Origin of the sequence: Mesorhizobium sp. M9A.F.Ca.ET.002.03.1.2 (assembly GCF_003952365.1) — a bacterium.
Taxonomy (GTDB): domain Bacteria; phylum Pseudomonadota; class Alphaproteobacteria; order Rhizobiales; family Rhizobiaceae; genus Mesorhizobium.
This window is the reverse complement of sequence record NZ_CP034443.1, coordinates 3,693,546-3,718,017: the sequence shown is the minus strand read 5'-3', so window position 1 is coordinate 3,718,017 and position 24,472 is coordinate 3,693,546. Positions and strand designations below refer to the sequence as shown.

20 protein-coding genes are annotated in these 24,472 nt (G+C 61.7%); 19 read left to right on the top strand and 1 reads right to left on the bottom strand.

Going from position 1 to position 24,472, the window contains the following annotated elements:
* The first annotated feature begins 15 nt into the window (after positions 1-15).
* Positions 16-1,461: a lipopolysaccharide biosynthesis protein gene (locus EJ066_RS17760; RefSeq protein WP_126040141.1), complete on the top strand. Its 1,446-nt coding sequence runs from the start codon at positions 16-18 to the stop codon at positions 1,459-1,461.
* A gap of 322 nt (positions 1,462-1,783) precedes the next feature.
* On the opposite strand, the gene tssH is transcribed toward EJ066_RS17760, so the two are convergent.
* Positions 1,784-4,579 (bottom strand): type VI secretion system ATPase TssH, encoded by a 2,796-nt coding sequence (tssH, locus tag EJ066_RS17755; RefSeq protein WP_126040139.1) that lies wholly within the window; start codon positions 4,577-4,579, stop codon positions 1,784-1,786.
* 333 nt (positions 4,580-4,912) lie between these two features.
* Between tssH and tssA the strand changes: the two genes are divergently transcribed.
* The 18 genes from tssA (at position 4,913) to EJ066_RS17665 (ending at position 24,466) form a co-directional block, all read left to right on the top strand.
* A complete protein-coding gene (gene tssA, locus EJ066_RS17750; RefSeq protein WP_126040136.1) occupies positions 4,913-6,082 on the top strand; it encodes a type VI secretion system protein TssA in 1,170 nt (389 codons plus the stop codon).
* Between the two features lie 6 nt (positions 6,083-6,088).
* Positions 6,089-6,628 (top strand): type VI secretion system contractile sheath small subunit, encoded by a 540-nt coding sequence (gene tssB / locus EJ066_RS17745; protein ID WP_123149512.1) that lies wholly within the window; start codon positions 6,089-6,091, stop codon positions 6,626-6,628.
* Between the two features lie 3 nt (positions 6,629-6,631).
* Positions 6,632-8,137 carry a type VI secretion system contractile sheath large subunit gene (tssC, locus tag EJ066_RS17740; protein WP_126040134.1) on the top strand — a complete coding sequence of 502 codons (1,506 nt, stop codon included), beginning with the start codon at positions 6,632-6,634 and terminating at the stop codon, positions 8,135-8,137.
* 48 nt (positions 8,138-8,185) lie between these two features.
* Complete coding sequence (gene tssD / locus EJ066_RS17735) at positions 8,186-8,641, top strand: type VI secretion system tube protein TssD (protein ID WP_126040132.1); 456 nt, start codon at positions 8,186-8,188, stop codon at positions 8,639-8,641.
* Positions 8,628-9,380 (top strand): type VI secretion system baseplate subunit TssE, encoded by a 753-nt coding sequence (gene tssE, locus EJ066_RS17730; protein WP_126043940.1) that lies wholly within the window; start codon positions 8,628-8,630, stop codon positions 9,378-9,380. The genes tssD and tssE overlap by 14 nt, the downstream gene beginning before the upstream one ends.
* A gap of 1 nt (position 9,381) precedes the next feature.
* Complete coding sequence (gene tssF / locus EJ066_RS17725; RefSeq protein WP_126040130.1) at positions 9,382-11,256, top strand: type VI secretion system baseplate subunit TssF; 1,875 nt, start codon at positions 9,382-9,384, stop codon at positions 11,254-11,256.
* Positions 11,220-12,305 (top strand): type VI secretion system baseplate subunit TssG, encoded by a 1,086-nt coding sequence (gene tssG / locus EJ066_RS17720; protein ID WP_126040128.1) that lies wholly within the window; start codon positions 11,220-11,222, stop codon positions 12,303-12,305. The genes tssF and tssG overlap by 37 nt, the downstream gene beginning before the upstream one ends.
* Entirely contained in the window at positions 12,302-13,762 is a 1,461-nt protein-coding gene (gene tagH, locus EJ066_RS17715) for a type VI secretion system-associated FHA domain protein TagH (RefSeq protein WP_126040126.1), read from the top strand. The genes tssG and tagH overlap by 4 nt, the downstream gene beginning before the upstream one ends.
* 3 nt (positions 13,763-13,765) lie before the next feature.
* The gene (gene tssJ, locus EJ066_RS17710; RefSeq protein WP_126040124.1) at positions 13,766-14,218 is read left to right on the top strand and encodes a type VI secretion system lipoprotein TssJ; all 453 of its coding nucleotides are present in this window, start codon (positions 13,766-13,768) and stop codon (positions 14,216-14,218) included.
* A 39-nt stretch (positions 14,219-14,257) separates the two neighbouring features.
* Positions 14,258-15,592: a type VI secretion system baseplate subunit TssK gene (tssK, locus tag EJ066_RS17705; protein ID WP_126040122.1), complete on the top strand. Its 1,335-nt coding sequence runs from the start codon at positions 14,258-14,260 to the stop codon at positions 15,590-15,592.
* A gap of 4 nt (positions 15,593-15,596) precedes the next feature.
* Complete coding sequence (gene icmH, locus EJ066_RS17700; RefSeq protein ID WP_126040120.1) at positions 15,597-16,919, top strand: type IVB secretion system protein IcmH/DotU; 1,323 nt, start codon at positions 15,597-15,599, stop codon at positions 16,917-16,919.
* Between the two features lies 1 nt (position 16,920).
* Entirely contained in the window at positions 16,921-20,457 is a 3,537-nt protein-coding gene (tssM, locus tag EJ066_RS17695) for a type VI secretion system membrane subunit TssM (RefSeq protein WP_126040118.1), read from the top strand.
* On the top strand, positions 20,454-20,981 hold the full coding sequence (tagF, locus tag EJ066_RS17690; protein WP_126040116.1) for a type VI secretion system-associated protein TagF: 528 nt from the start codon (positions 20,454-20,456) through the stop codon (positions 20,979-20,981). The genes tssM and tagF overlap by 4 nt, the downstream gene beginning before the upstream one ends.
* A 35-nt stretch (positions 20,982-21,016) precedes the next feature.
* Complete coding sequence (locus EJ066_RS17685) at positions 21,017-22,000, top strand: DUF2169 domain-containing protein (protein ID WP_189644298.1); 984 nt, start codon at positions 21,017-21,019, stop codon at positions 21,998-22,000.
* A gap of 205 nt (positions 22,001-22,205) precedes the next feature.
* Positions 22,206-23,111 carry a beta-ketoacyl synthase N-terminal-like domain-containing protein gene (locus EJ066_RS17680; protein ID WP_189644297.1) on the top strand — a complete coding sequence of 302 codons (906 nt, stop codon included), beginning with the start codon at positions 22,206-22,208 and terminating at the stop codon, positions 23,109-23,111.
* Positions 23,108-23,500 carry a PAAR-like domain-containing protein gene (locus EJ066_RS17675; protein ID WP_126040110.1) on the top strand — a complete coding sequence of 131 codons (393 nt, stop codon included), beginning with the start codon at positions 23,108-23,110 and terminating at the stop codon, positions 23,498-23,500. Before EJ066_RS17680 ends, EJ066_RS17675 begins: the two co-directional genes overlap by 4 nt.
* Before the next feature lie 247 nt (positions 23,501-23,747).
* Complete coding sequence (locus EJ066_RS17670) at positions 23,748-24,002, top strand: hypothetical protein (RefSeq protein WP_126040108.1); 255 nt, start codon at positions 23,748-23,750, stop codon at positions 24,000-24,002.
* A 29-nt stretch (positions 24,003-24,031) separates the two neighbouring features.
* Entirely contained in the window at positions 24,032-24,466 is a 435-nt protein-coding gene (locus EJ066_RS17665) for a hypothetical protein (protein ID WP_126040106.1), read from the top strand.
* The last annotated feature ends 6 nt before the right edge of the window (positions 24,467-24,472 follow it).

Here is a 24,472-nt window from a genome sequence, read left to right as displayed (position 1 = left end):
GCAAAGAGACGTGCGATGACATCGATCGGCGCGAAGATTGTCAGCGGCGCAGCCTGGGCAGCAGTCGAAACATGGGGTCGGCAAGCAGCCATGTTTGCCGTTTTTGTCGTATTAGCCAGGCATCTCGGACCTGAAGCATTCGGCCTCGCCGCCCTCTCCATGGTTGTACCCGTCATTTTTGCTGTTCCGGTGACGATCGGAATACCGGAGGCACTCATCCAGCATCCTAAAATCGAGTCCTCACACTTTGACTCGGCCTTCTGGCTTCTCGCCGCCACCGGCGCTGTGATTAGCGGGCTCATCTGGACGTCTGCCGGTTTGATTGCTGCAGCGTTCGGACAGCCCATTCTCGAAGATCTCATTCGCTGGAGCAGCGTGGTCGTCGTAATTCAGGCCCTCTCGTCGGTACCTGCGGCTGTGTTGAAGCGCCAACTCGAGTTCCGCTTGTTCGCGTTGCGTACAATTGCCGGCACCCTCGTCGGCGGCACACTCGGCATCGTCTTGGCAATAGCCGGTTTCGGCGTGTGGAGCATGATTTGGATGCACCTTGCAAAAGCGGTTGTGGAAACCGCTGTTCTTCTCCTTGGCAGTTCTTGGCGACCCGGTCTTACCTTCTCCTATGCAAAGGTTCGTGACCTATTAGGATTTGGCGGCCCGCTTATCGTCCAGACTTTTTGGAATTTCTTGAACGAGGAAATTCCAAAGGTTTTGCTCGGTACGTTCCTCGGCCCCCATGCGGTCGGAATCTATGCTCTCGCCCGTCGTCCGCTCGACCTTCTTGTGCAAGTATTCCTCAGTCCGCTGATGGCTGTCACTATGCCCACCGTGGCACGGATTCAAGATCAACCCGAAAAGATCGACCGTTTCTTCAACACGACCGTCCGCATGGCCGGGATAGCGGGATTTCCTGCATTCATCGGATTTGCCGCGATCGCACCGATCGCGGTTCCCTTTATCTTCGGCCCGCAATGGGCCAGCGGGGTCGTCGCTGTCCAGATTCTCATGCTGCTGGGCCTGCAACGCACTATTGACAGCCTCTGCGCGTTTACAATCCTTGCAATGGGTCACTCCAGGTTGATCCTGATGTTGAACATAGCTTACTCTGTTGTCGCAACGATGCTGTTGTCCGTCACTGCGCAGATCAGCCTTGAGATGACGATGGTGGCGCTCGTAGCCTGCAGCCTGGTCCTCCTACCAATCTTCCTCTTCTACGCCCAGCGCATCGCGCGTATCGACGTGCTGAGACCCCTTGAGATCTTCCCACGACTGGCTCTCGCCGCCCTCCTGATGTTCGGCGCCGTCAGCGCGTGGCTACGCAGCGCGCCTGAGCACGCCGCCCAGGAGACACTCCTTATTAGCGCAATTGTCCTTGGAGCCTCTGTCTATGGCACGGCCCTCTTCGTGCTGGTGCGTTCTGACCTGTTCAATGCGCGAGACTTGTTCCTCAGGCTTCGCGGCTAGTTTGGTGTTCGGGCGCGGCCTGTAAATCCGAGTGTAGGAGCCACAACGTAAATCCATAGCGTTCAGAATCTGAACGTCTGAGGCGTCCTGCCGGGACGTGAGCCGAGCCATTCCGCTGATGGGTTGCACCGCTGTCTCAGCAAAGTGCGTCGTCCACATTGAAGGCTCGCCCCGCGAAGCTCCATCATGCGGCGACCGATGTCGACCGCGAAGACAACCATGCACCCGGCAGCGTCGTTTCAATGCAACAAATGCTTGACGTCCCAACTGCGAAGACAACTCCATCAGATTTGACCACTGGAGCTATAGAATTGCTCCTGGGCTATTCGAAGGAATAGGTGAATCCTCCTTCGGAGGCTCCGACAGTCACCTTCGTCATCTTTTCGCCCTCGAGCGACCGGTTCAGCACGCCGCGGCTCAATTCGGGCAGAAGCGTGTTTGTCAAAATGGCGTCGATCATCCGCCCGCCGGATTCGATCTCGGTGCAGCGGGCCTTGACCAGATCCATGACACCGTCACCGATCACCAACTCGGCATCGTTGCTTAAGCGCAGCCGGCGGGCGATCTTGGCGAACTGGTGGCGGGTAATGGCTTCGATCATCGAATCCGATAGCGGATAGTAGGGAATGGTCACCACCCGGCCAAGGAAAGCCGCGGGGAAAACCTTCAACAGCGGTGGCCGCAAGGCGGTATCCAGATCGTCGAGCCCGGCTCGTACCGTGCCGTTCCCGGTCCGGTCCATGATGACCTCGGAGCCGACATTCGAGGTGAGCAGGATCAGCGTGTTCTTGAAATCGATCCGCCGGCCCTCGCTGTCGTCCATCATCCCCTTGTCGAAAACCTGGAAGAAGATCTCGTGCACGTCCGGATGCGCCTTTTCGACCTCGTCGAGCAGGATCACCGAATAGGGCTTTCGCCGGACCGCCTCGGTCAGGATGCCGCCCTTGCCGTAGCCGACATATCCGGGCGGCGCGCCCTTCAAGGTAGAGACCGTATGCGCCTCCTGGAACTCGGACATGTTGATGGAGATGAGGTTCTGCTCGCCGCCGTAGAGCGTCTCGGCCAAGGCCAGCGCGGTTTCGGTCTTACCAACGCCCGAAGGACCGCAGAGCAGAAAAACCCCCACTGGTTTTTCGGGCGCGCCGAGCCCGGCGCGGCTGGTCTGCACGCGCTTGGCGATCATCTCCATGGCATGATCCTGGCCGACCACGCGTTCGGACAGAGTGGCGGCGAGCCGCAGCGCCTTTTCGGTCTGGCTCGACAGCATCCGTCCTGTCGGGATGCCGGTCCAATCCTGTACCACGGCAGCCACGGCGTTGCGGTCGACTGACGGCAGGATCAGCGGCGTCTCACCCTGCGCTTCGGCCAGTTCGGCCATCAACTCCCGCAACCGCACGAGATCGGCAGCCGGGTCGGGTGGAGAGGGACCGGCAGTGGCCGTTGCATCCGCATCGGTGTCAGGCGTTTCGATCTCAGGCGTTTCGATCCCAGGTGTTTCGATCGCAGACGTTTCGATCTCAGGCGCATCGGCGCCTGCTGTTTCGGCGACCGCTTCCGGGGTCTCCACAGCATCGAGCGACACACCCTCGCCGCGCAGTCTGGCGCGCAATTCGAGTATCTCGCCAACCAGCGCCTTTTCCCGATCCCAACGTTCCTGCGCGGTGGTAAGCGTGAGTTCGGTCTCGGCGAGCCCTGTTTCGACCCGAGCCTGCCGGTCGGCCACGTCGATGCCGATCGCTGCCTCGCGGCCGATGATGCCGCGCTCGACCTCCAGCGCCTGGCGGCGGCGCATGATATCCTCCACCTCGGCCGGGGTGGCATGCTGCGAAATGGCGACACGGGCACAGGCGGTGTCGAGAAGGCTCACGGCCTTGTCCGGCAGTTGCCGCGCCGGGATGTAGCGATGGGACAGGCTGACCGCCGCCTCGATCGCCTCATCGAGTATCTGCACCTTGTGATGCTGCTCGAGGATACCGGCCACACCACGCAGCATGAGAACGGCGACCGCTTCCGACGGCTCGTCTATCTTGACCACCTGGAAACGGCGAGTCAGCGCAGGGTCTTTCTCGATGTGCTGCTTGTATTCGGCCCAGGTCGTTGCGGCGATCGTGCGAAGCTCGCCGCGCGCCAGCGCCGGCTTCAGCAGATTGGCCGCGTCACCGGTGCCAGCCGCGCCGCCGGCGCCGATCAAGGTGTGAGCTTCGTCAATGAAGAGGATGACCGGCGTTTCGGAGGATTGAACCTCATCGATGACCGCCTTCAGCCTTTTCTCGAATTCACCCTTCACGCTTGCGCCTGCCTGCATCAAACCGACATCGAGCATGCGCACGCTGACGCCCTGCAGCGTGGGCGGCACGTCGCCCTCGGCGATGCGCAAGGCAAAGCCCTCGACGACGGCGGTCTTGCCGACCCCCGCCTCGCCGGTCAGGATCGGGTTGTTTTGCCGGCGTCGCATCAGGATATCGACGATCTGCCTGATCTCCGGATCGCGCCCGACGACCGGATCGATCTTGCCGTCGCGGGCGCGTTGGGTCAGGTCGGTCGCATACTTGGCCAGCGCCGAATCCCCGCCCGGAGCCCGCCGCGACGGTTCGGCGGAGGGAACCGCAGTCGAGGCACCAGCTTCGAGTGAGCCCTCCACCACATCAGCGAACCGCGCGATAACCGCGTCCGCATCGATCTTGTCGAATTCGCCGCTGATCTTTGACAGCAGGCCTTCCAGCACCGGCGTCTTCAGGCATGCGAGCAGAATATGCGCACTGCGGACTTCCTCGACGCTGAATTCCAGCCCCGCCAGGCTCCAGGCCTCCTGGATGGCGTGAAAGATGTGATCGGAAAATTCCTCGATCGAAGTGGCGCCATAAGGCAGCTTGTCGACGGCGCGGGTCATATCGGCCGTCAGCCTGCTCGCATCCACCCCGGCGTCTGCCAGTATCAGTTGAACATCAGAGCGCTCGGAAAGCACCAGTTGTTCGACGAAATGAACGAGCTCGACGTAGGGATTGCCGCGCAGTTTGGCGGTGTCGGCCGCAGCCTTGAAGGCGCGCAAACAGACGGGATTCAGCTTGCCGACCAGTTCCTTGCGTTTGAAGCTCTGCGACGACCGGCGCTGTTCCATCGAACTTGCTCCTGCGATCTGCCAGTCAATAAACTGCCACATAAGCAGCGACTTGACAAAGCGTGTGATGGATCAGGCGTCTGAGTGCCCGATTAGGCCGACTTCGCACGTCCCGGCAAAAGCCCACGCCATCGGCCGAAACAGCCATGGAATGCCCATCTCTTTGCGATGCATTCACATTCAGGGTTCGACAATTTGTGCCGCCGATTTCGGACTCAGGGCCGGGTTTGCAAGCTTCCATTAAGATTGAGCGGCAACTAAATTGTGGTAAAGTGTCGCAGTGTGCTAACGTTGGGTCACGCACGGCACAGGGGCCGCTTGCTGGGGGTTGGTGTGATTGATCTCGCACTCTGGCTGAATCCGCTGGACGGTGAAAATCCGTCAGGGGAGGATTTGCGCAATGATCCAGCCTTTCATGAGCTGGAGCGCCTGACAGAACAGCAGAAAAAGGTCGAGTTTCAAGGAAACAAGAACACAGAAGTTGATGTTCCGATCGACTGGCCTACCGTGCTCGCCAAGGCCGAAGAGCTGCGCCCACACGGCCGGGACCTGCGCCTCCTCGTCATAGTTACGCGTGCTCTGGCCAACGAGTATCGGCTGGCCGGGCTGGCTGAGGGTCTGACCCTCATTGCGCAGAACTTCGATCAGCATTGGGCAACCATGCACCCGGCCCTGCGATCCGGTGCTACCCCGCGCGACGCCGCCCTGCGCCGCATCAATGCGCTGACTGACCTCCAGAATAGCCAGAATGGCCTGCTCAAGGATTTGCGGAAAATGACGTTTTTCGCGCCGCGTGCAATCGGCCCGATCCTCGGCGAGGATCTGGAGAAGGGCGCGCTCGACGAGCGTGTCATGCTTCAGGAAGCAGCCTCGGGACTGAACGCGACCGAAAAGGCGGCTCTGGCGAGCGCGCACAGCCAGTTGGTGAACCGGGTGCGTAGCGCATGCGTCGCACAGATCGATCAGGCCAGCGCGGAGATGACGTCGCTCGTCGCCGATGCGCGCGGCGCGATCGCGGCCCTCGAGGTGGTGGAGACCGCCCTCAATGCCCGCATCGAGGGCAGCGGCGCCACCGTCCCGGAATTAAAACGGTTTCTGCAGCGTTTGCTGACAACCCTCGAACGAAACTCGGCCGCCGGCGCCACCGCGAATGGCGCCGCAAAGCCTGTTTCCGCGCCTGCAGAACCGGCAACGCCTGTTCGAAACGGTCACGGAGCCGATCCTATGGCAAGCATGGCAAGTTACGCGGAACCGAGCACGGGGCTCCCTGATCGGATTTCCTCGCGCGACGACGTCGTGAAATGCCTCGACCTCGTCGTGGCCTTCTATGACCGCACCGAACCGTCGAGCCCGATCCCGCACCTCGCGCGGCGTGTGCGCCGGATGGTGCATATGGATTTTGTTGAACTGATGGAAGATCTCGCCCCCTCGGGGCTGAAGGAATTCCGGCTTCTTGCCGGCGTTCCCGATGCCAAGAAGACGGCCCAGAAGGATGAAAGGTAACAAGCCATGGCAGCCGAAAGCAAAGCGAAGGTCATCGAACGAAATCGCGCGCCGCGCGTGCAGATCGCCTATGACGTGGAGACCTACGGCAGCCCGACAACGATCGAACTGCCGTTTGTCATGGGCGTGATGGCCGACCTTTCCGGCGCTTCACAGACCAGGGAAGCGTCGAAATCGGTGCTGGACCGCGCCTTTGTCGAGACCGACGCCAACCGCTTCCCCAAGTTCATGGAGGCACTCGGGCCACGCGTGAAAGCCCGCGTGAAGAATACGCTACCCCAGGCTGAAGGCGCCGAACGGGACGAGGAACTGGCGCTTGACCTCACCTTCACCAAAATGGGTGATTTCGCGCCGGACAAGATCGCCGAGCAAGTTCCGCAATTGGCCGAAATCCTCAAGATGCGTCGTCAGCTCGAGGAACTGCTCGGCTTCATGGACGGCCGTGTCGACGCCGAAAAGCGCATAGCGCAACTTCTGAACAACGAGCCGCTTCTCGGCAAGATCGCCAACCAGGCATTATCCGACGACGACAAGGTTCAGGAGTAAATCATGGCCGAACAACAAAAAACCGCAGCCGTCGCCGCTGAGGCGGAAGCCATCGACCTCGGAGAATTCAGCGGGCTCCTCGAGAAGGATTTCAAGGTCAAGAAGGACGACAGCGAGAAGCTGCAGCAACTCGTGCGCAATCTTGCGCTCGCGGCGCAGTCCCGTTCCGAGACCACGACCATCTCGTCCAACGCGATCAAGTCAATCAAGTCGCTGATCGCGGGCATAGACAAGATGCTGTCGGAGCAGGTGAACGAGATCCTGCATGCGCCGGAAGTGCGCGAAATGGAAGGCACATGGCGCGGCCTCTGGTATCTCGTCAACAACACCGAGACGGATCAGAAGCTGAAGATCCGGGTGATGAATATTTCCAAGGAGCAGCTCGCCGACACGCTTGAAGACTATGAAGGCCAGATGTGGGATCAAAGCCCGATCTTCAAGAAAGTCTATACGGACGAGTATTCGATGCTGGGTGGCGAGCCGATTGGCTGCCTGGTCGGCGCCTACGAATTCTCTAACCATCCGCGTGACGTCGGCCTGTTGCGCAACATCTCGGGCATCTGCGCCTCCGCCCACACGCCGTTCATCGCGGCCGCCTCGCCACGCCTGTTCCGCATGGACAGCTGGCAGGAACTGCCGAACCCGCAGGACCTGCAGATGATCGTCTCGAACCCGGCCTATGCCTCGTGGCAATCGCTGCGCGAGAGCGAGGACGCGCGTTACATCGGCCTGACCATGCCACGTGTTCTGGCGCGACTGCCGTATGGCTCGGAAACCGTTCCGGTGAAGGGCTTCACTTTCGAGGAAGAGGTGCAGGCCGATCACAACAAATATGTCTGGATGAACGCGGCCTTCCCGATGGGCGTCAACATAAATCGCAGTCACAAGCTCTACGGCTGGGGGACGCAGATCCGCGGCGTCGAGAACGGCGGCACAGTTATCAACCTGCCGGTGCACTCCTTCCCCACCGACGACGGATCGATCGCGATGAAATGCCCGACGGAAGTTGCCATCGACGACCGGCGCGAGGCGGAACTGGCCAAGCTCGGCCTGATGCCCATCCTGCACCGCAAGAACACCGATCTCGCGGCCTTTATCGGTGCGCATTCGCTGCAGGACGACGAAACGCGCGCCGGGCGGCTGGTCGATCCCGACGCCCAGTCAAATGAACGGCTGAGCGCCAACCTGCCCTATCTTTTCCCGGTTTCGCGCTTTGCGCACTACCTCAAGGCCATTGCGCGCGACAAGATCGGGTCGTTCAAGGAACGCTCCGACATGCAGATCTGGTTGACCGAGTGGATCAACCGCTATGTGCTGGCCAACCCGGCCTTCGCCGACGACAAGGCGCGCGCCAAGCGCCCGCTTGCCGCGGCCGAGGTCCAGGTCGACAGCGTGGAGGGGCGGCCGGGCTATTACAATGCCCGCTTCTATCTGCGTCCGCACTACCAGCTGGAAGGCATCAACGCCTCGCTCAGGCTGGTGTCGGAACTACCGTCCGTGAAGACTTGATTCGCAGCAACCACACCTTGTTCTGTTTAAAAGCGGTGGAGAAAGACAATGGCAGTGAAAATTGATGGTTTTCTAAAGGTTCCGGATATCAAAGGTCCAAGCGTTCGAGACGGCCACGAGGATGAAATCGAAGTCCATGGGGTCGATTACAAGATAATCGCGCCGTACGATCCGAATTCGCTTTCACGCCGCGGTCGTGTGTCCTTGGGGATGATCAAGTTCACCAAGCACTATGACAAGTCCTCGCCCTATCTGAAAAAGGCGCTGTTCGACAACAAGGCGCTGGACGAAGTCGTGTTCTCCGCCCGCCGGACCATCGATGGCGAGACCAGCGACTATCTGGTCGTTACCCTGACCGACGCCTCGATCATGGAATACGACATGTCGCAGGCCGAGGACGAGGAAGACCTGATCGAGGAGGAGGTCAGCTTCGCCTACAAGAAGATCAAGTTCGTCTATGACAAGGATGACGAAATCGAAATGGATGTCTATGTCGGCAAGTGAGGCGCGGCGGCCCGGCGCCGACAAGCTACAGGTCACCGGCAGTTCGCGAGCGAAGCGCGAGGCGGTCCAGCCCTCTCTTTGGGACCGCCTCGTCAATGACCTGCCGGGCGTGACTTCCGAGATCGACGGGCTGCGTCAGACCTTACAGGACGAACTTGGCGCGGACCGGCTGGACACCCTCCTTGCGGGCAGCACGCGGCTTATCGATGCCGACGTGGAGCTGACGTCCGATCAGAAGCGGCGTCTGCACCGCCTGGTCTTTCAGACCCGACACCGCGCGGAGATCGAAAGCCGCGGCGTGGTCGTATCGGCTCGCGTCCTCAGAGAGGCCGTGCGGCGCGATATCGAGGCCTTATTCAACACCGAGCGTTTCGAAGCTGTTCCGCTTCTTTCCGATTTCGAAAATGAACAGGCCGCAGACAATCCGCCATCGCTGGCCGACTTCCCGGAGGTGCGCCGAAGCGTCGTCAACTACGGCGTGCCTTCCTTCTCGGGCCGTTCGTCCCGCGACTTTGATCGCGAGGCCCTGGCGCGCGAGATCCGCTCGGTCCTTGCCACGTTCGAGCCACGTCTCAAGGAGAGCGCAACAAAGGTAACGGTGACCCTTGGTGACAAGGTGGGCCTGAAGATCGAGATAGACGCTGTGCTGATCATGACGCCGACGCCGGAACGCATGCGCCTGCGCACCACAATCAATCTCGATAACGGCTTGGCGCGGACCGAATTTAGGGAAAGCTGAGATGGATCGGGTCTTCGTAGAATATTACGAGGAGGAACTGACCCATATCCGCGGACTCGCGGCGGAATTTGCCGACATGCATCCGGCGGTGGCACGCAATCTTTCGCTGGATACGGTCCCCTGCCCGGATCCGTATGTCGAGCGGCTGCTTGACGGCGTGGCTTTCCTCGCTGCGCGCACCCGGTTGAAAGTCGATGCCGAGCGTTCGCGGTTTTCACGCAGCATCCTGGATGTCCTCTATCCCGATCTGGTTACGCCGGCGCCGGCAACGGCGATGGCAGTGCTGAAACCCGGCCAGCAGGTCCAGTCGATGGTTGCCGGCCATGTCGTCAAGCGGAACACGCGGCTGGTGTCCAGCCTGCAACCCGGCCTGTCGACGCGCTGCACATTCACCACCGCGCAGGACATGACGCTGTGGCCGATAACGATCACGTCAGTCAGCTACTTCCAGGATCGCAGCGGGTTGGCGGCGGCCGGCATAACACCGATCGGCGGCGTGAGCGGCGAGGCGGCGCTGCGTATCACGCTGGCTCGGACCGGAAAAGGCAAGCTCGACGAACTGGCGCTCGACCGACTTGACCTCCATTTTGCCGGGCGCACCAAGGCGCCGTTGCTGTTTGACGCGATTTTCGGCGCATGCTCGGCCGTTGGTGCACGGGCTGAGGGCAAGGCCAATCCGCTATCGCCTTTGCCGGAACCCGAAATGGTCGGCATCAGCGACGACGAGGCATTGATGCCTCGTACCCGTCCGACATTCGAAGGGTACCGTCTGCTGCGCGAATATTTCATGATGCCCGAGCGCTTTCACTACGTGCGGGTCTCAGGACTGCAATCGGTCGTGCGCAGATGCGAGGCCGGGATCGAGATCATCTTCATGTTCCGGCGTCCGGTGCCCGAACTCGCCGATGTGACACCGGCGGATTTCGAACTTTTTGCGACGCCGATCATCAACCTCTTCGAGCGTGACTGCAACGTCATCGAGCTTGATCCGCGCAGAACGCGGAACGTGCTGCATGCCGACCGCACGCGGGCGCGGGACTTCGAGATCTATCGGGTGACCCGCGTCGAGGACGCCGACACGGAGGGCACCGACGCCGAAATTCCGGAGCTCTTCAGCCTGGGGCAAAACCGCAGCAGCGGCTGGGTCTATTCCACCGAACGGCGCCCTCGCCGGGCCGCCGAAGATGAGCGGCGCGACGGCTTGACCCGCACCTCATACACCGGAGACGACGTTTTCCTATCGATTTCACGGCCGGTTGGAAGCCCGGCGAACCGGCCGCTAAAGCGGCTCGACATCATGGCGCTTTGCACCAACCGCGATCTGCCGATCCTCGACGATACTCCTACCTTGACGCTGGAGACAGGTGACCCGGTCGAAACGGTCCGGCTCCTCGGTGCGTTGCGCCCGCCCCAGCCGGCCATCCCGGCTGCCCTGCCCGCGGGCGCAGAAGGCGAATCCCGAGCCGACAATCTCGCCTGGCGGCTGGTGGCGCAGCTGGCGCTCAACTTTCTCAGCCTTGCCAAGGAAGGTCGCGGTGTCGATCCGCTGCATGCGCTGCTTGATCTTTATGCCGACCGGGGAGATCCGAGCCTCGCCCGCAACGTGCACTCGATCGTTCGCGTCGACTCGCGGTCTGTCATCGAACGGCTGCAGATCGATGGGCCGATGTGCTTCGGACGGGGCACGGAAGTGACATTGCATGTGGACCAGTCGGTCCTGGCAGGGCAAAGCACATTGCTGCTTTCAGCCTTGCTTGCACGGCTGTTTGCCCGTCACGCCGGAATAAACGGCTTTGTGCGGACCCGTACGCGGCTGCTGCAGAAGCAGGAGGATGTGCCATGGCCGATGACGCCCGGCAATCGCTACCTGATCTAGAAAAATTCGACCTGGACCGGGTCGAAGGGCTGTCTGATACATTCGACTTCTTCGAACTGTTGCGCCGACTCGAACGGAGGGGCGGGCTGTTCGGCTATTCCGGCCACGCGGATCGCGAGCCGGCGAGGCTCGGACAGCATGTGCGCCTTAGCTTTTCCGCCAAGGACGTGGTTGAGTTCCGCGAAGCCACGGACAAGACGCCGGGGAAGGACAGGGCGCCGGCCCGGGTCACGGTTGCAAATCTCGGGCTGATGGGACCGGAAGGCCCCATGCCGCTTCATTTGACACGCTGGGTGCTCGATCGTCTGTCGCAGCGCTGGTTCACCGGCGCTGACGCACAGCAGACCAGCGACACGACGTTCGTGGACTTCGTCAATATTCTTCAGCACCGCATGATCGCCCTGTACTATAGGGCCTGGGCGGATGCGCATCCGGCGGTACAGGTCGAACGTGCGGTCGGCGGCCGCGTAAGGGCCATGCTTGAAGCCATGGCGGGAATCGGACTTCCTGGCACCCACAATCCCGATCTCGACGCTGTGAAGCTTCGCCAGGCCGCATCGCTCGCCAGCCAGGTCGACGGTCCGGAGCGGCTGACGCTATTCCTGGCGGAAGCGTTCAAAGTGCCGGTCCAGATCAAAGAGTTCGTTGCCACCTGGATGACCATACCGGCGACGCTCCAGACCCGCCTTGCCCAGGCGTTCGCAGTGCTGGGCCGCGGGGCGACGATCGGCCCGCGCGTCTTCAGCCGCCAAAGCAGGATCGAACTGCGCGTCGGCCCGCTGGGGTATGAGGAGTTCAAGGCGTTCCTGCCAGGCGGTCAACGTCTGAAAATGTTCAAACAGGCCGTTCGCGACATGGTGGGGGAATCGCTCGACGTCGATCTGCGGATCGTGCTCGCGCGAGAAGCAGTGCCGCAGCCCCGTATCGGGGCGGTACAGCTCGGCCGAACCACCTGGCTTGCGCGGCCCGCTGAAAGGGGCGATGCTGACGATATGCGGCTGCGGACAATTGTCGGATGGCGGCCGGAAATGACGGGGGTCGCGGCATGAGTCTGCTGCTGACGCTGGAGCAAGGGCCACGCACCCAGGCGGTACGGCAGACCCGGCTGGACGAGGGTGAGCTGGTGATCGGCCGCAGCGCGGACGCAGGCTGGCAGATCGACGATCCCGACATGTTCGTTTCACGCGCCCATTGCAGGATCACCGGCGGGCGGGATGGATATTTCGTCACCGACACATCAAGCAGCGGATTGTTCATAGACGACTCCGACAGCCCGCTCGGCGCTGGCACATCGGTCCGTCTTCAAAGCGGCATGCGGCTGAGACTGGGGGACTACATCGTATGCGTCGATCTGCAGACGCCGGTCGCTCAAGCTCCGGCAGCCAGCCAATCGATCCCGGAACGGTCGGCGTCGGCATCACGAGCGCCGGTAAGCATCGGCCGCGATGACTTCTTTTCAGCCACGGTCGAAGAAGAGCCACTGCGACCGCGTCCCGCCGATCTGCCGAACCCGTTCGAGCAGCCAGTTCCAGGGGCGTTTGAGCGGGCCAACCAGCGCAGTTCGCCCGCCTTCGACGACCCGTTCAGCCTCGACCCGGTATCAACGCCCGCGCCGAAAGGCGCCGCCTACCCCGAACCACGTGGTGCGCCAGGCCCCGCAGACCCCTTCAGCCTCGATCCGGTGCCTTCCCGCAACGGTGAAACCGAGGCTGGTCCAGGAAAGTCATCCGAATTCGATGACTTCGGTTTCGGGCCGGCTGCATCGCCCGATTTGAGAAACGGCGCCGGCTCGACCGATCAGCGCAAACACATCGCCGGAAGACCGCAGCCGGCCAATCCCTGGGATTTGCCTGGCCACGCGGCAGATATCCCCTCCCCGCCGCGTGCGGGCGCTGCTCCCAAACCCGCCGCCTCCCCGGCAGCGGCGCAACAGGCGAACACCGCACTTCGCACCGCGTTCTTGCGTGGCATGGGCATTGAGGAGGCCGATTTTCCCGGACGCGACAGCGTCGCGGAGATGGAGAAGTTCGGTCGCGAGTATCGGCTCATGATGGAAGGCCTGATGCAGCTGCTGCGCAAGCGAGCCGAGGAAAAGGGAAACGCTCGCGTCGCGCAGACGGTGGTTGGGGCCTCTGAAGTCAATCCGCTCAAGTTTCTGCCAACGGTCGACGACGCCATCGTGACCATTATCGCGGAGCGCAGCCCCGGATTTCTGGCCGGCGACGCGGCAATCGCGGACGCGATCCGCGATCTCGCGCAACATCACGTGCGCGCCTGGCGAGGCGTGCAGTCCGCCTTGCGGCGGATGATTGACCGTTTTGACCCGTCAGCGATCGAGGAAGAGCTGAAATCGAGCTCTGCGATCGGCACCCTGCTTTCGGGCGGGCGCAGCGCCAAGCTGTGGGAGCTATACCAGAAACGCCATCGTGAAATCGCCCAGAGCGCGGAATCGAGCTTCCTTGGCGAAATCGGCGCTGATTTTCGGGACGCATATGAGGAGGAGTGAAAAATGATCGATCGGCGCGAATTTATCGTTGCCCTGGGCGCAACGGGGCTGCTTGCGGCTTGCCAAAGCGGTCCGCCAAAACCATCGGCGATCACGGTCAACCTGACCGGCGCTGCCGGTATGAACCCGGGGCCAGGTGGCGGCGACCGGCCCGTGACGGTCCTTGTGATGCGGCTGCGCAGCACCGGTAAATTCAATTCGGCCGATTATTTCGCGCTGCAGGGGGACGCCGGCTCCGCACTCGCAGGCGATCTCATTGGATCCGACCAGATATCCGTCGGGCCGGGAAAGACCGCATCCAAAACCATCACGGTCGAGCCGGACGCGGCTGCGCTGGGCTTCGTCGCCCTCATCCGCGAGCCTGGCGGCCGGAACTGGCGGACAACCAAGTCGGTGTCGCCGGGATCGAAGTTTACCGTCAACGCCACGCTTGGCAGTGGCGGCATTTCCGCCTAGCGGCCAAGGTAAGAGGTGCTCAATGCAGAGAGTAGCGGCATGAGCGAAGCAAACAGGGTGCTGTGGTCCGAAGGCCTGTTTCTCCGGACCCAGCATTTTCAGCAGCAGGATCGTTTTTTCGAGGCGACCGTGCGCGGCGCGTTGCAGGCCGGGCAACTGCATACGTTCGGCTTTCAGCAACTGACGCTGGACCAGGCAATGCTCGATGCCGGCCAGGTCTCCATCCTGTCCGCACGGGGCATCTTTCCGGATGGAACCCCCTTCTCCATCCCAGACATGATGGACGCGCCACGACCGCTGCCTGTCACCGCCGATACGGGCGCCGGACCGGTGCTGGTCGCACTGCCGCTCGAGCCTGCTGGCGGTGTCGGCTTCGACCCAGCGCATGCCGCATCCACCGGCGCACGCTATCATGGGCGGATCGTTTCGGTCCGCGACGCCGTCCAGGGCGGTTCAGATCCTGAAGAAATCGAAATCGCCCGTCCGCAGGCGCTGCTGCTTGCACCCGGAAAATCGGTTGGCGGCTACACCGCCCTGCCAATAGCCGACATCAAAGGGGTCCGAGCCGATGGCGGCGTCTCCCTGGATGAGACGTTCCTGCCGCCGACCCTGGTTACCGGAGCGGTAGCCTGGTACCGGCAGTTGCTTTTGGAGGTTGTTACCGGCCTCGACCAGATCGCCGAGGCGCATGGCAAAATGGTCATGGGCGGGCCAGGACGCAGCGTCGAAGACCTGTTGATGCTCAATCTCGCCAATGCGGCGCGTCCGCGACTGGCCCACATGCTGGCACAAGACGTTTTCCATCCGGCCGAGCTTTACCTGGAGCTTGCCGGCCTTGCGGGTTCAATGGCGACCTATGGCTCGAGCGCGCGACGGCTGAGCGAGTTGCCCGCCTACGACCACATGGCGCCCGGCCCCGCATATTCGGCGCTGGCGGACGCGTTGCGCTCACTCATCCTGAGCCTGCGTTATATCGAGCCCAAATCACGCGCGCTGCCCGTCATGCGGCATTCGACCAATGTCTGGAAAATCCGCATCGACAACCCGAAGCTGCTGGTGGCCAGCCGGATCGTCATCCGGGTCGGCTCCGAGCTGTCGGAAGACGCCTTGCGCAAGATTTTCGTCAACCAGGCGACTGTCGGTTCGGCCGATCAGTTCGAGGGCCTGTGGAAATCCCGTCTACCCGGCATTCCGCTGAAACCGCTTCATTCCCAGCCCCGCGAAATCCCCTACGATGGCGATCGGCTATGCCTTGAGCTGGATCAGAAGAGCGAGCACTGGGCCTCGCTGCTTGATGCCCCAGGCTTCGTCATTGGCGTGTCGGGCGTACTGCCGAGCGAGCCGCAGGTGGACTGCTATTCGGTAAACAGGTGAGACCATGAGCCGGGATGATCCTTTCGGACTGTCGGAGGATCGTGAACGTACCCGCATCCGGCTGACCGGCGCGCCGATGCCGCGACCGATGACGCCACTCTTGTCGGGCGCACCGGTGAAACGGTCGCGTACGCATCCCAACACACTTGTCAACGCATTCGCGCCCCTGCTCGAGTTCGCACCCGAGCTGGAAAGCGCGCTGCCACCGGAAAACCCGGAAGCTCTGCGCACCCGGTTGCTCGATGAGCTGGTTCGGGCACGCGACGCGGCAATGTCGGCGGGATCCTCGCTGGAGCGCGCCGACCAAGCAGCCTGGGTGGTGGCGGCGTTGCTCGACGACCTGGCCTTGAACACGCCATGGGGCGGCGCCAGCGCATGGCCGCGCCAGCCGCTTGTGGTCATGCTTCGAGGCGATGTCGATGCCGGCACGCAGTTCTTCACGCGTCTCGACGAACTGGAGCGCCACCCGAATCGGGATCGCGAACTGCTCGAGCTGCAGTATCACTGCCTGGCGCTCGGCTTTCGCGGCAAATATCGTGTGCCCGGCCGGTCGGGCGACCGCTCGCTCAATGCCGTTCGCGTTGCTGCGGCGCGCTTCTTGCGCGATGCCGATGCCGACGGCGCGCCGCTGTCGCCGAACTGGAAAGGCGTGATCGCATCCGACGAGCCGCAGCGCTTCATCGTTCCGATCTGGGTGATGGCGCTCGGTGCGGCGGTTATCGCCACTGCCATCCATCTCGGGCTTTCGATGGGACTGAGCAGTCAGGCGGTCGAGCTTTCCGCGCTCGTTCGTGCCTTGCCGCCGCCCACGCGCGGCGATATCAGCCGCACGTCGCCACAGGTCGACGCGCCGCCCCCAGAGGCGGTGGATTTCGCGCTGTTGCCGGAATTTCAGGCCGGAGCGCCGGCGAATCTCAGAGCCGCGCTCAGCGGCACCGAGAGCGTTTCGCTGGCCAAGCTGATCATTCAGGCCTCCAACCCCGAACTGTTCCAGTCGTCGCGGCCGAAACTGACGGAAGGCTTCGAACCGCTGATCGGTTCAATCGCGAAAGTGATCCTGGCCAATCAGGAGCTGATCGGAAACATCACGGTGGTCGGCCATACGGACAGTGTTCCTTTGCAAAGGTCCAATCCACTTTCCACCAACCAGCGGCTGTCGGAAGCGCGCGCAGCGACGATTGCCGACATGCTGGTTCAGAACGGTGTGCCGCAGGACCGCATTCATTTCGAAGGACGTGCAGCTACCGATCCAGTGGCCGACGACAGCACGCGCGCGGGGCGGGCCTTGAACCGTCGCGTCGAGGTGCTGGTCGAAAAGAGGCTGTGAGATGTTCATCCTGCGCTTCCTCTGGGCGGTTCTGACATCGCGCTGGCTCTGGACGCTGATCGGCATCGCGCTGCTCTCGCTGGTTATCTGGGTGTTCGGCCCGATCGTCAGGGTCGGTGCTTACGAACCCTTCGCCTCGGAAAATGTGCGCATCGTCATCATTGCGCTGCTGGTCATCTTCTGGCTGATCTGGCTGATCGTCGCCCAGCGCCGGGCGATCCGAGCCAATCGCATGTTCGTCGCCGAAATCGCAGCGCCGGCGGTTGAGAAACCGCTGAGCCCCGGCGAAGAGAACGTCGCCGCCGTTGGTGCCAAGTTCGCCGAGGTGATGGCCGAATTGAAGCGCCGCAAACTGGGCGGACGCAAGTTCCTGCGCGAGATGCCCTGGTACGTGATCGTTGGGCCGCCGGCCACAGGCAAGACCACGGCTTTGCGCCAGTCCGGCCTGAACTTTCCGATCGATCTCACCGACGACCTGCAGGGAGTTGGCGGCACGCGCAACTGCGACTGGTTCTTTTCTGAGAACGCGGTTCTGATCGACACGGCGGGCCGCTATGTGCAGCAGGAGAGCCAGCCCGACGTCGATGCGGCGGAATGGCTGGGCTTCCTCGACCTTTTGAAAAAGCACCGCGGCCGCCGGGCGCTGAACGGCGTGATCGTCGCGTTGTCGATCGACGTACTTTCCGAGGGCGACGAAGCCATCAAAGCTCATGGCCGCAAGATCCGTCGTCGGCTGGCAGAGCTCAACGACCGGCTTGAAATCCGCCTTCCGGTCTATCTGATGCTGACCAAGGCCGATCTGATCAAGGGTTTCGAGGCTTTCTTCGGTGGCCTGTCGACGGCCTCGCGCGAGCAGGTATGGGGGACGACCTTCGCGCTGGATGCGCGTGTGGACGCAAAGACCATAGAGCGGGAAATCGCCACCCTTGCGACGGAACTCGAGCGGCGGCTGGTGCCGCGCCTGGAGGACGAGGACAAACTCGCCGCCCGCGCCGAGATTTTCAGATTCCCCGCCCAACTCGCAAGCCTGTCCGAGCCAATCCAGGTGCTGATCGAGGCGATGTTCGGCGAAAGCCGGTACGAAGAAGCTGCCTGGCTGCGCGGCCTCTATCTGACGTCGGCGACCCAAGAAGGCGCGCCTATCGACCGGCTGACCGCGGCGCTGTCTTCATCCTTCGGTCTTCCGCCGCGGCGGGCCATGCCGGCGCCGCGCGTCGAAAAACGCAGTTTTTTCCTGAAGAATCTGCTGACCGAGGTCATATTTAGGGAAGCAGGCCTGGGGACGTTCGATCCGCTGGCGCAGCGCCGCCGCGCCTGGATCTGGCGTGGCGCCGCCGCCGCCTGTGCCGCCGTGGCCTTGTTGGCCGGTGCTGTGTTCACCTGGTCCTACTTTGACAACCGCAATGCGATCACAGCGCAGGCGAGCCAATTCGAAGCGCTGCAGGCGCCACTGACCGCGGCAGCCGCAAGTCCGGCATCGGTAGAGCAGCCCGCCATCGATGGCGCGCTCAATGCGATGGCCGAGGTCGTAAATGCCCGAACGGCGCCGCCGAGCAGTGCCCAGGATGTGCTGGGGCCATCGGCCTCGGCGGAGCTGCTGCGGGCGCAGGCCGACACTTACGACCACGCTCTGCGCAACATTCTCGAGCCGCACATGGTGGCTCTGCTCGAGGCGACGATGTGGCGGCAGATCCGCGATCCGGATTTCATGCTGGGGGCGCTGAAGACTTATCGCATGATGACGGGCCTGTCGCAGATGGATGCCGATTTTGTCCAGAACTGGTGGGTCAATGACTTGCCGGAATTCGCACCGGCGGCGCCCTTTCCGACCAGCGACGCGGAAGAGCACCAACTTGCCGCGATCCGTCGCATGGCGGTCGACGACAGCTACACCGCCCCGGATCAGGCGCTGGTTGCTGAGGCGCTGAAAACCGTTTGCACGATATCGTTGCCGGCACGTGCCTACAGGCAGTTACTGGCCGACCCGGCGGTGGCCGGGCTCAAGGAATGGGTCCCCGCGAATTTCGCCGGTCCCAACGGCGCCAAGGTTTTTGCACGGCGTTCCGACAAGACGCTGCGCGTCGGCATTTCGGGCGCGTTCACCTATTCCGGCTTCCACGATGCGATTCTCGACCGGGTCGAGGACGTCGCCGCCCAGGCGGCGCTGGACCGGGCGGTCTTCGCCGGAGGCTGCTCGGAGAATGCCGAAACCTCCGTATCGGCGCTGTCCGAGGATATTCTGAAGCTCTACTACGAGGACTATATCGCGCAATGGGACAGTTTCCTGCGCGATATGAGGCTCGCGCCATTGTCCGACCTCAACGTCGCCGGCGAGAACCTCAAGGATCTTTCGAGCGCCGATTCCGCGCTGAAACGCCTGCTTACGGCGATCGTTCAGGAGACCGAGCTTACCCGATCCGATGAAGCACCAGCCGATAACAAGGCAGCGGCCAAGGGCGGCTCGAAACTGCTCGGCAAGCTGGGGAAGCTGGGAAAAATCGTGAAGACAGGGGCAAAACTGCTGCCACGCGCAGGCTCCGCCGACGAGGTGGACCTTACCGGCAGTCTGGTGGCCGAACACTTCAAGCCGCTCAAGGGCGCAATCGCCGAAGTTGACGGCCAGCCGCCGGCACTCGACGCCGCGGTGGTGGCGCTGACGGCACTTTCGAACGTGCTGCAGACGGTCACGGCCAATCCCGATCCTCAGGACGCCATCAAGAAGCAGGGCGGCCTCGCCGAGCTGACGGGAGCGGTGGCCAGGCAAGCGCAGATCCTGCCCGATCCAATCGACGACTGGCTCGGCGGCATCGCCGGCGACACCAGCGGCCTGACACAGAAGGCGGTCACCTCGGAGCTCAACGCCATCTGGCGCGCCGACATCCTGCCGTTCTGCCAGGCGGCGCTGAACGACCGCTATCCGTTCAGCCCCGAAAGCGCCGTGGACGTCAATGTCCGCGATTTCGCCCGCCTGTTCGGGCCGGCCGGAATGATCGACGCCTTCATCAACGACCACCTGATCAGCTATGTCGACACCGCCAGCCAGCCGTGGAAATGGCGCGCCGACTTCGGCCTGGACCCGGCGGCCCTGGCGGCGTTCGAACAGGCGAGGCGCATCCGCGACGATCTCTTTCCAGGCGGCACCGGCCCGGTGATGAGCTTCACGCTCGAACCGAAGGACCTGTCTCCCAACGTCACACGTGTGACGCTCAATCTCGATGGTCAGAACCTCGTCTACTATAACAACGCGACCCGGCCGCAGCCGATGACCTGGCCCGGCAAGGACGGCACCGGCGTCATCTCGCTCGCCTTCCAGCCGATCGACGGCTCGCCTGAAGTCATGCTGAACGAGACCGGCAGTTGGGCGTGGCTGAGGATGCTGCGCAGCGGCCGTTTCACCGGCACTTCGCTGTCCGATGTCTACAGCCTGCGACTGGGCACGGAAGGCATGTACGCCGATTTCCAGCTCAAGGCGGCAAGCGTCGAGAACCCCTACAATCTGGAGATGTTCAAGAAATTCTCATGTCCACCGCAGATATGATCCTGCCCGGCTTTTACGGCAAAATGCCCGCCACCGGCGATTTCGTCACGCGGCGGCTGCCGGGAGACTTTGTGCGCGTCTGGGACCGCTGGCTGGCACAGCATATTGTCCCGCTGATGGGCTCGGCAGCCTGGCCGCAGAGTACGGCGCTGCGCTTTCTAACGGGCCCGGCTTCTTTCGGTGCCTCGGCAGGCATCATCGTGCAAAGCGCCGACAGGGTCGGCCGGCAATTCCCCTTGAGCATCGTCGCGCGGCTTTCCCAGGTGCCGCTGAAGCTCGCTTACGCCGATGCCTGGTTCGAAGGCATAGAAGAAGCGGCCTTCGCCGCGCAACGAGGCGAACTGACGCCCGACGCGCTCGATACGGCGTTGGCCACCCTGCCCGCGCCAACCGTCGACCAGGACGATGATTTCATTGACGACCTAGTGATGTGGACGGCGCATTCGGACATTTTCGACGTCGATCCGCAGGCGCCGGACAAGACGGTGGAGCAGATCTTCACAACGAGTTGGGCGACCAGCTGATGTGGGAAATATCCAACAGTACAGGATTCCCTGCCATGGGAAGCTGGGTTCAGGATAAAGCTGCGAACAAGATTTGGCTGGTCAGCGTCAAGGCCACCTTCGACATATTGGCCGGTGGCGGTACACGACCCTCGGAGAAGCAAGTGCCCCCTTTCATCCAAGGCCAGCCTCTGGACGACGACTACGAGAAAAGCCTGATTTATGAGAGCGACTTCACCGGCGTGAAGCCATGCACGGACGTGTTGGTCAATGGCACCGCGTGGTCACCAGAGGGGAGGCCGACTACCGAGCTCGACGTTGGATTTCAGGTTGGTCCGGTGCAAAAGCGCTTGAGGGTGTTCGGCAATCGCTGGTGGACGGTGAACCTTGCCGGCCAACGCGTCATTGCGAGTCCTGACCCGTTCGTTAAAATGCCGATCCGGTACGAATACGCATTCGGTGGCTGGGATCGCACGGCCAGCAATCCGAAGGATCATCGACTAGAGGCGCGGAATCCGGTTGGGCAGGGCTTCATTTCCAACCCTAATGGGTGCCTTGGGCGACCGCTTCCCAATGTCGAAGACCCGACAAACCTGGTTTCTTCCGTCGCCAGCCGCCCAGCACCGGCCGGCTTCAACGCCGTGGCTTGTCATTGGTCTCCACGCCGAGAACTTGCTGGCACCTATGACGAGACCTGGCAAAAAACGCGCTTCCCGCTCTGGGCGGAAGATCTCGATCCCTACTACTATTGTTGCGCACCGCGTGATCAGCAGGTAGCCGGCTACCTACGCGGCGGTGAGCCGGTACAACTCGTCAATCTCTCGTCCAGCGGCCCAATACGCTTCCATCTGCCGCGAATGGTTTTCGGCTTCACCACGCACATCAAGCGTGAGGCGATTCACACCCGAGGCACGCTGGTGAGTGTTATCTTAGAGCCGGATACTTCGCGCGTGATCATGGGTTGGCAAAGCTCGCTCGTGTGCAACAAGGACATCGACTATCTCGATCAAACTTCTGTCCGCCTGAAAAATCTGATGTGATGGAATGACGATGCCTACACCAAGCGTCGCAACATATTTCCCTCAGACACCGATCTGGCTGGCTGGACTTGCAGCGCGGACTCCGGTTGGCCTGCGCCCCGAAAGCGCTGCGGCAGCAGTGCGAGCGGGGATATCAGCAATTTCCGAGCATCCGGTCTTCGTCGACCGCAATGGGGAGCCCATGCGCCTAGCGCAGGACGCGGTCATGCGCCCTGATATGCTGCTAACAGAGCGTATGAAGGAATTGCTGTTTTCGACACTGCTACAACTGCCTCAGGCCGCTGCGCTGTCTGCCAACGGCATGAGAACGCTCCTGATCATCTGCGCGCCCGAGCCACGGCCGGGGTTGCCGGATGACGTCGCCGAAATGCTCGGCCGTGCCGTGATGGGAAGATTCGGCTCGGCGAGCCTGCGCGTGCAATACCTAGCCCATGGACACGCTGCCGGAATGCTTGCGTTTGGTGTAGCCGCCAAAGCGATCGATGAGGATATGACGGACCTAGCGGTGGTAGCAGGCGTGGATTCCTATCACGAGTACCAAACACTGGAATGGATGGATGAAACAGGGCAACTAAAATCCGAGGTGAACCGAGACGGCTTCTTCCCGGGAGAAGCAGCGGGCGCCTGCCTACTGGCACGCAGAAATCTGATTTCAGAATTGGGCCTGGAATTCTTAGGTCGGCTGACCGCGGTCAGCACCGCGCTCGAGCGGATCACCATCAAGCGGCACGGCGAGGAAGAGGTTTGCGTCGGAGAGGGGCTGAGTTCCGCTTTCCTTGGACTTAGCCCCGCCATCGACAGGGACCGACGCAAAATCACTGATACCTATTGCGATCTCAATGGACAGCGTTACCGCAGCGAGGAGTTGGTCTACACAATCTTGCGAGTTCAGCATCTTTCAGATGAGGCAACTCACTATTTGCATCCGGCCGACTGCTGGGGCGATGTCGGCGCGGCGTCGGGACCGCTATTCGCGGCGCTGGCCCACGCCGCCTCCAGCAAGGGTTACAGTCACGGTTCGCGGGCGGCGCTCTGGGCCGGTTCCGAAGGCGGCCAGCGCGCAGTGACGTTGCTGGACTTCCCTGACAATCGGCTAAGAAAGGCGGCATGATGGTTTCCGTTGGGGTCAATCCGCCCAAAACGCCGGTGACCGAGGGCAGCATAGACATGGCGCCGGCGGACGTGCCCAATGTATGCAAGATGCCGGGACCGCCGGCTCCGTTCGTGCCTGTTCCGCTGCCGAATTTTGGACGCTCCGCTGATCGGCTGTCGGATGCCACTTCGACGGTCAAGATCGAAGGGAAGAAGATAGCCATTAAAGGCAGCTACTACATGAGCGCGCCGTCGCCCGATGTGGCGAGCCAGGGCACTGGCGGCGGCGTAGTATCATCGGCCACGCAAGGAAAGACCGAGTTCGTTGCGCCCGGCTCGATGGACGTGAAGGCAGAAGGCAAGAACATCCAACTTCTCGGCGATCAGATGACGAACAATGGGAGCTAAGAACTCCGCCACCTCGACCGGAAACAAGCAGGCTCCGGACAACAAGCCGATGCACAAATGCGGCGAGGTTGGAAGCTATGGAAGTCTTTGTAACAGTGGAAAGGCGAGTCGAGCAGATGGGTCGCGAGTATGGGAACGCGACCACGTACCGGCGAAGGGAACTCTATATGCACGCGCCGTGAAACGCTTTGGGCCGTTCGACCCAGAAGTAGCAAAGTGCGTAAAGGGCAGAACAGAAAGCAGGGGTATGGCTATCGTCATCCCACGCAAAGTTCACCGGTCGGATAGCAAGACGTGCGGAAATTTGAACAAACCGTTGATGAAGCCGGACGCGGAAACCAAGAAGAGCATGGATGCTGCCATAAAGCGAGATACAGACGCACTACAGGAAGCGCTGGACGACACCGAGTGCGAAGCAGCTTATGCAGCGGCGGTCAAGGAACTAAAAGAGTTTGACTACGAAGGAATGATCAAAGAAGTGGTCAAGGAGTGCGAGGGTTGATCGTTGATCGAGCTAGTACGGAGGCAGTAATGGACTACCGAAAATGGATCGACCTTTTTGGAAGGAAGAATGACGATCCGCAGGTTAAGGAACAATTGAAACGGGCAGGTGTCATAAAACGTGTGGTAATGCCAAGGGACGAGATCTACCTGACCGTTGATGCAGATGGGATGACTCTTCAATTCGAAGATGTCGAACTCTTCAAGGATGTTCCTGGGGGGGCCGGCACATGTGTGCTCACTAGTGTGACCATGCATGTAAAAAGGGAACCTTGGCCGGCTCCTTATGATATTTCGAAAGATGCAACCCGGCCGAGCCTGAGGAAAAAGTTTGGAACTCCGGTCGAGCAAGAGGAAGCTTGGGACCAATGGAGAATGTCCGACAATCTCCTTCTAAGGGCTCGCTACAAAATCGGCGGTGACGCGCTGATGAAGGTTACCTTAAGCATGGAAGAACCGAAATAGTAGACG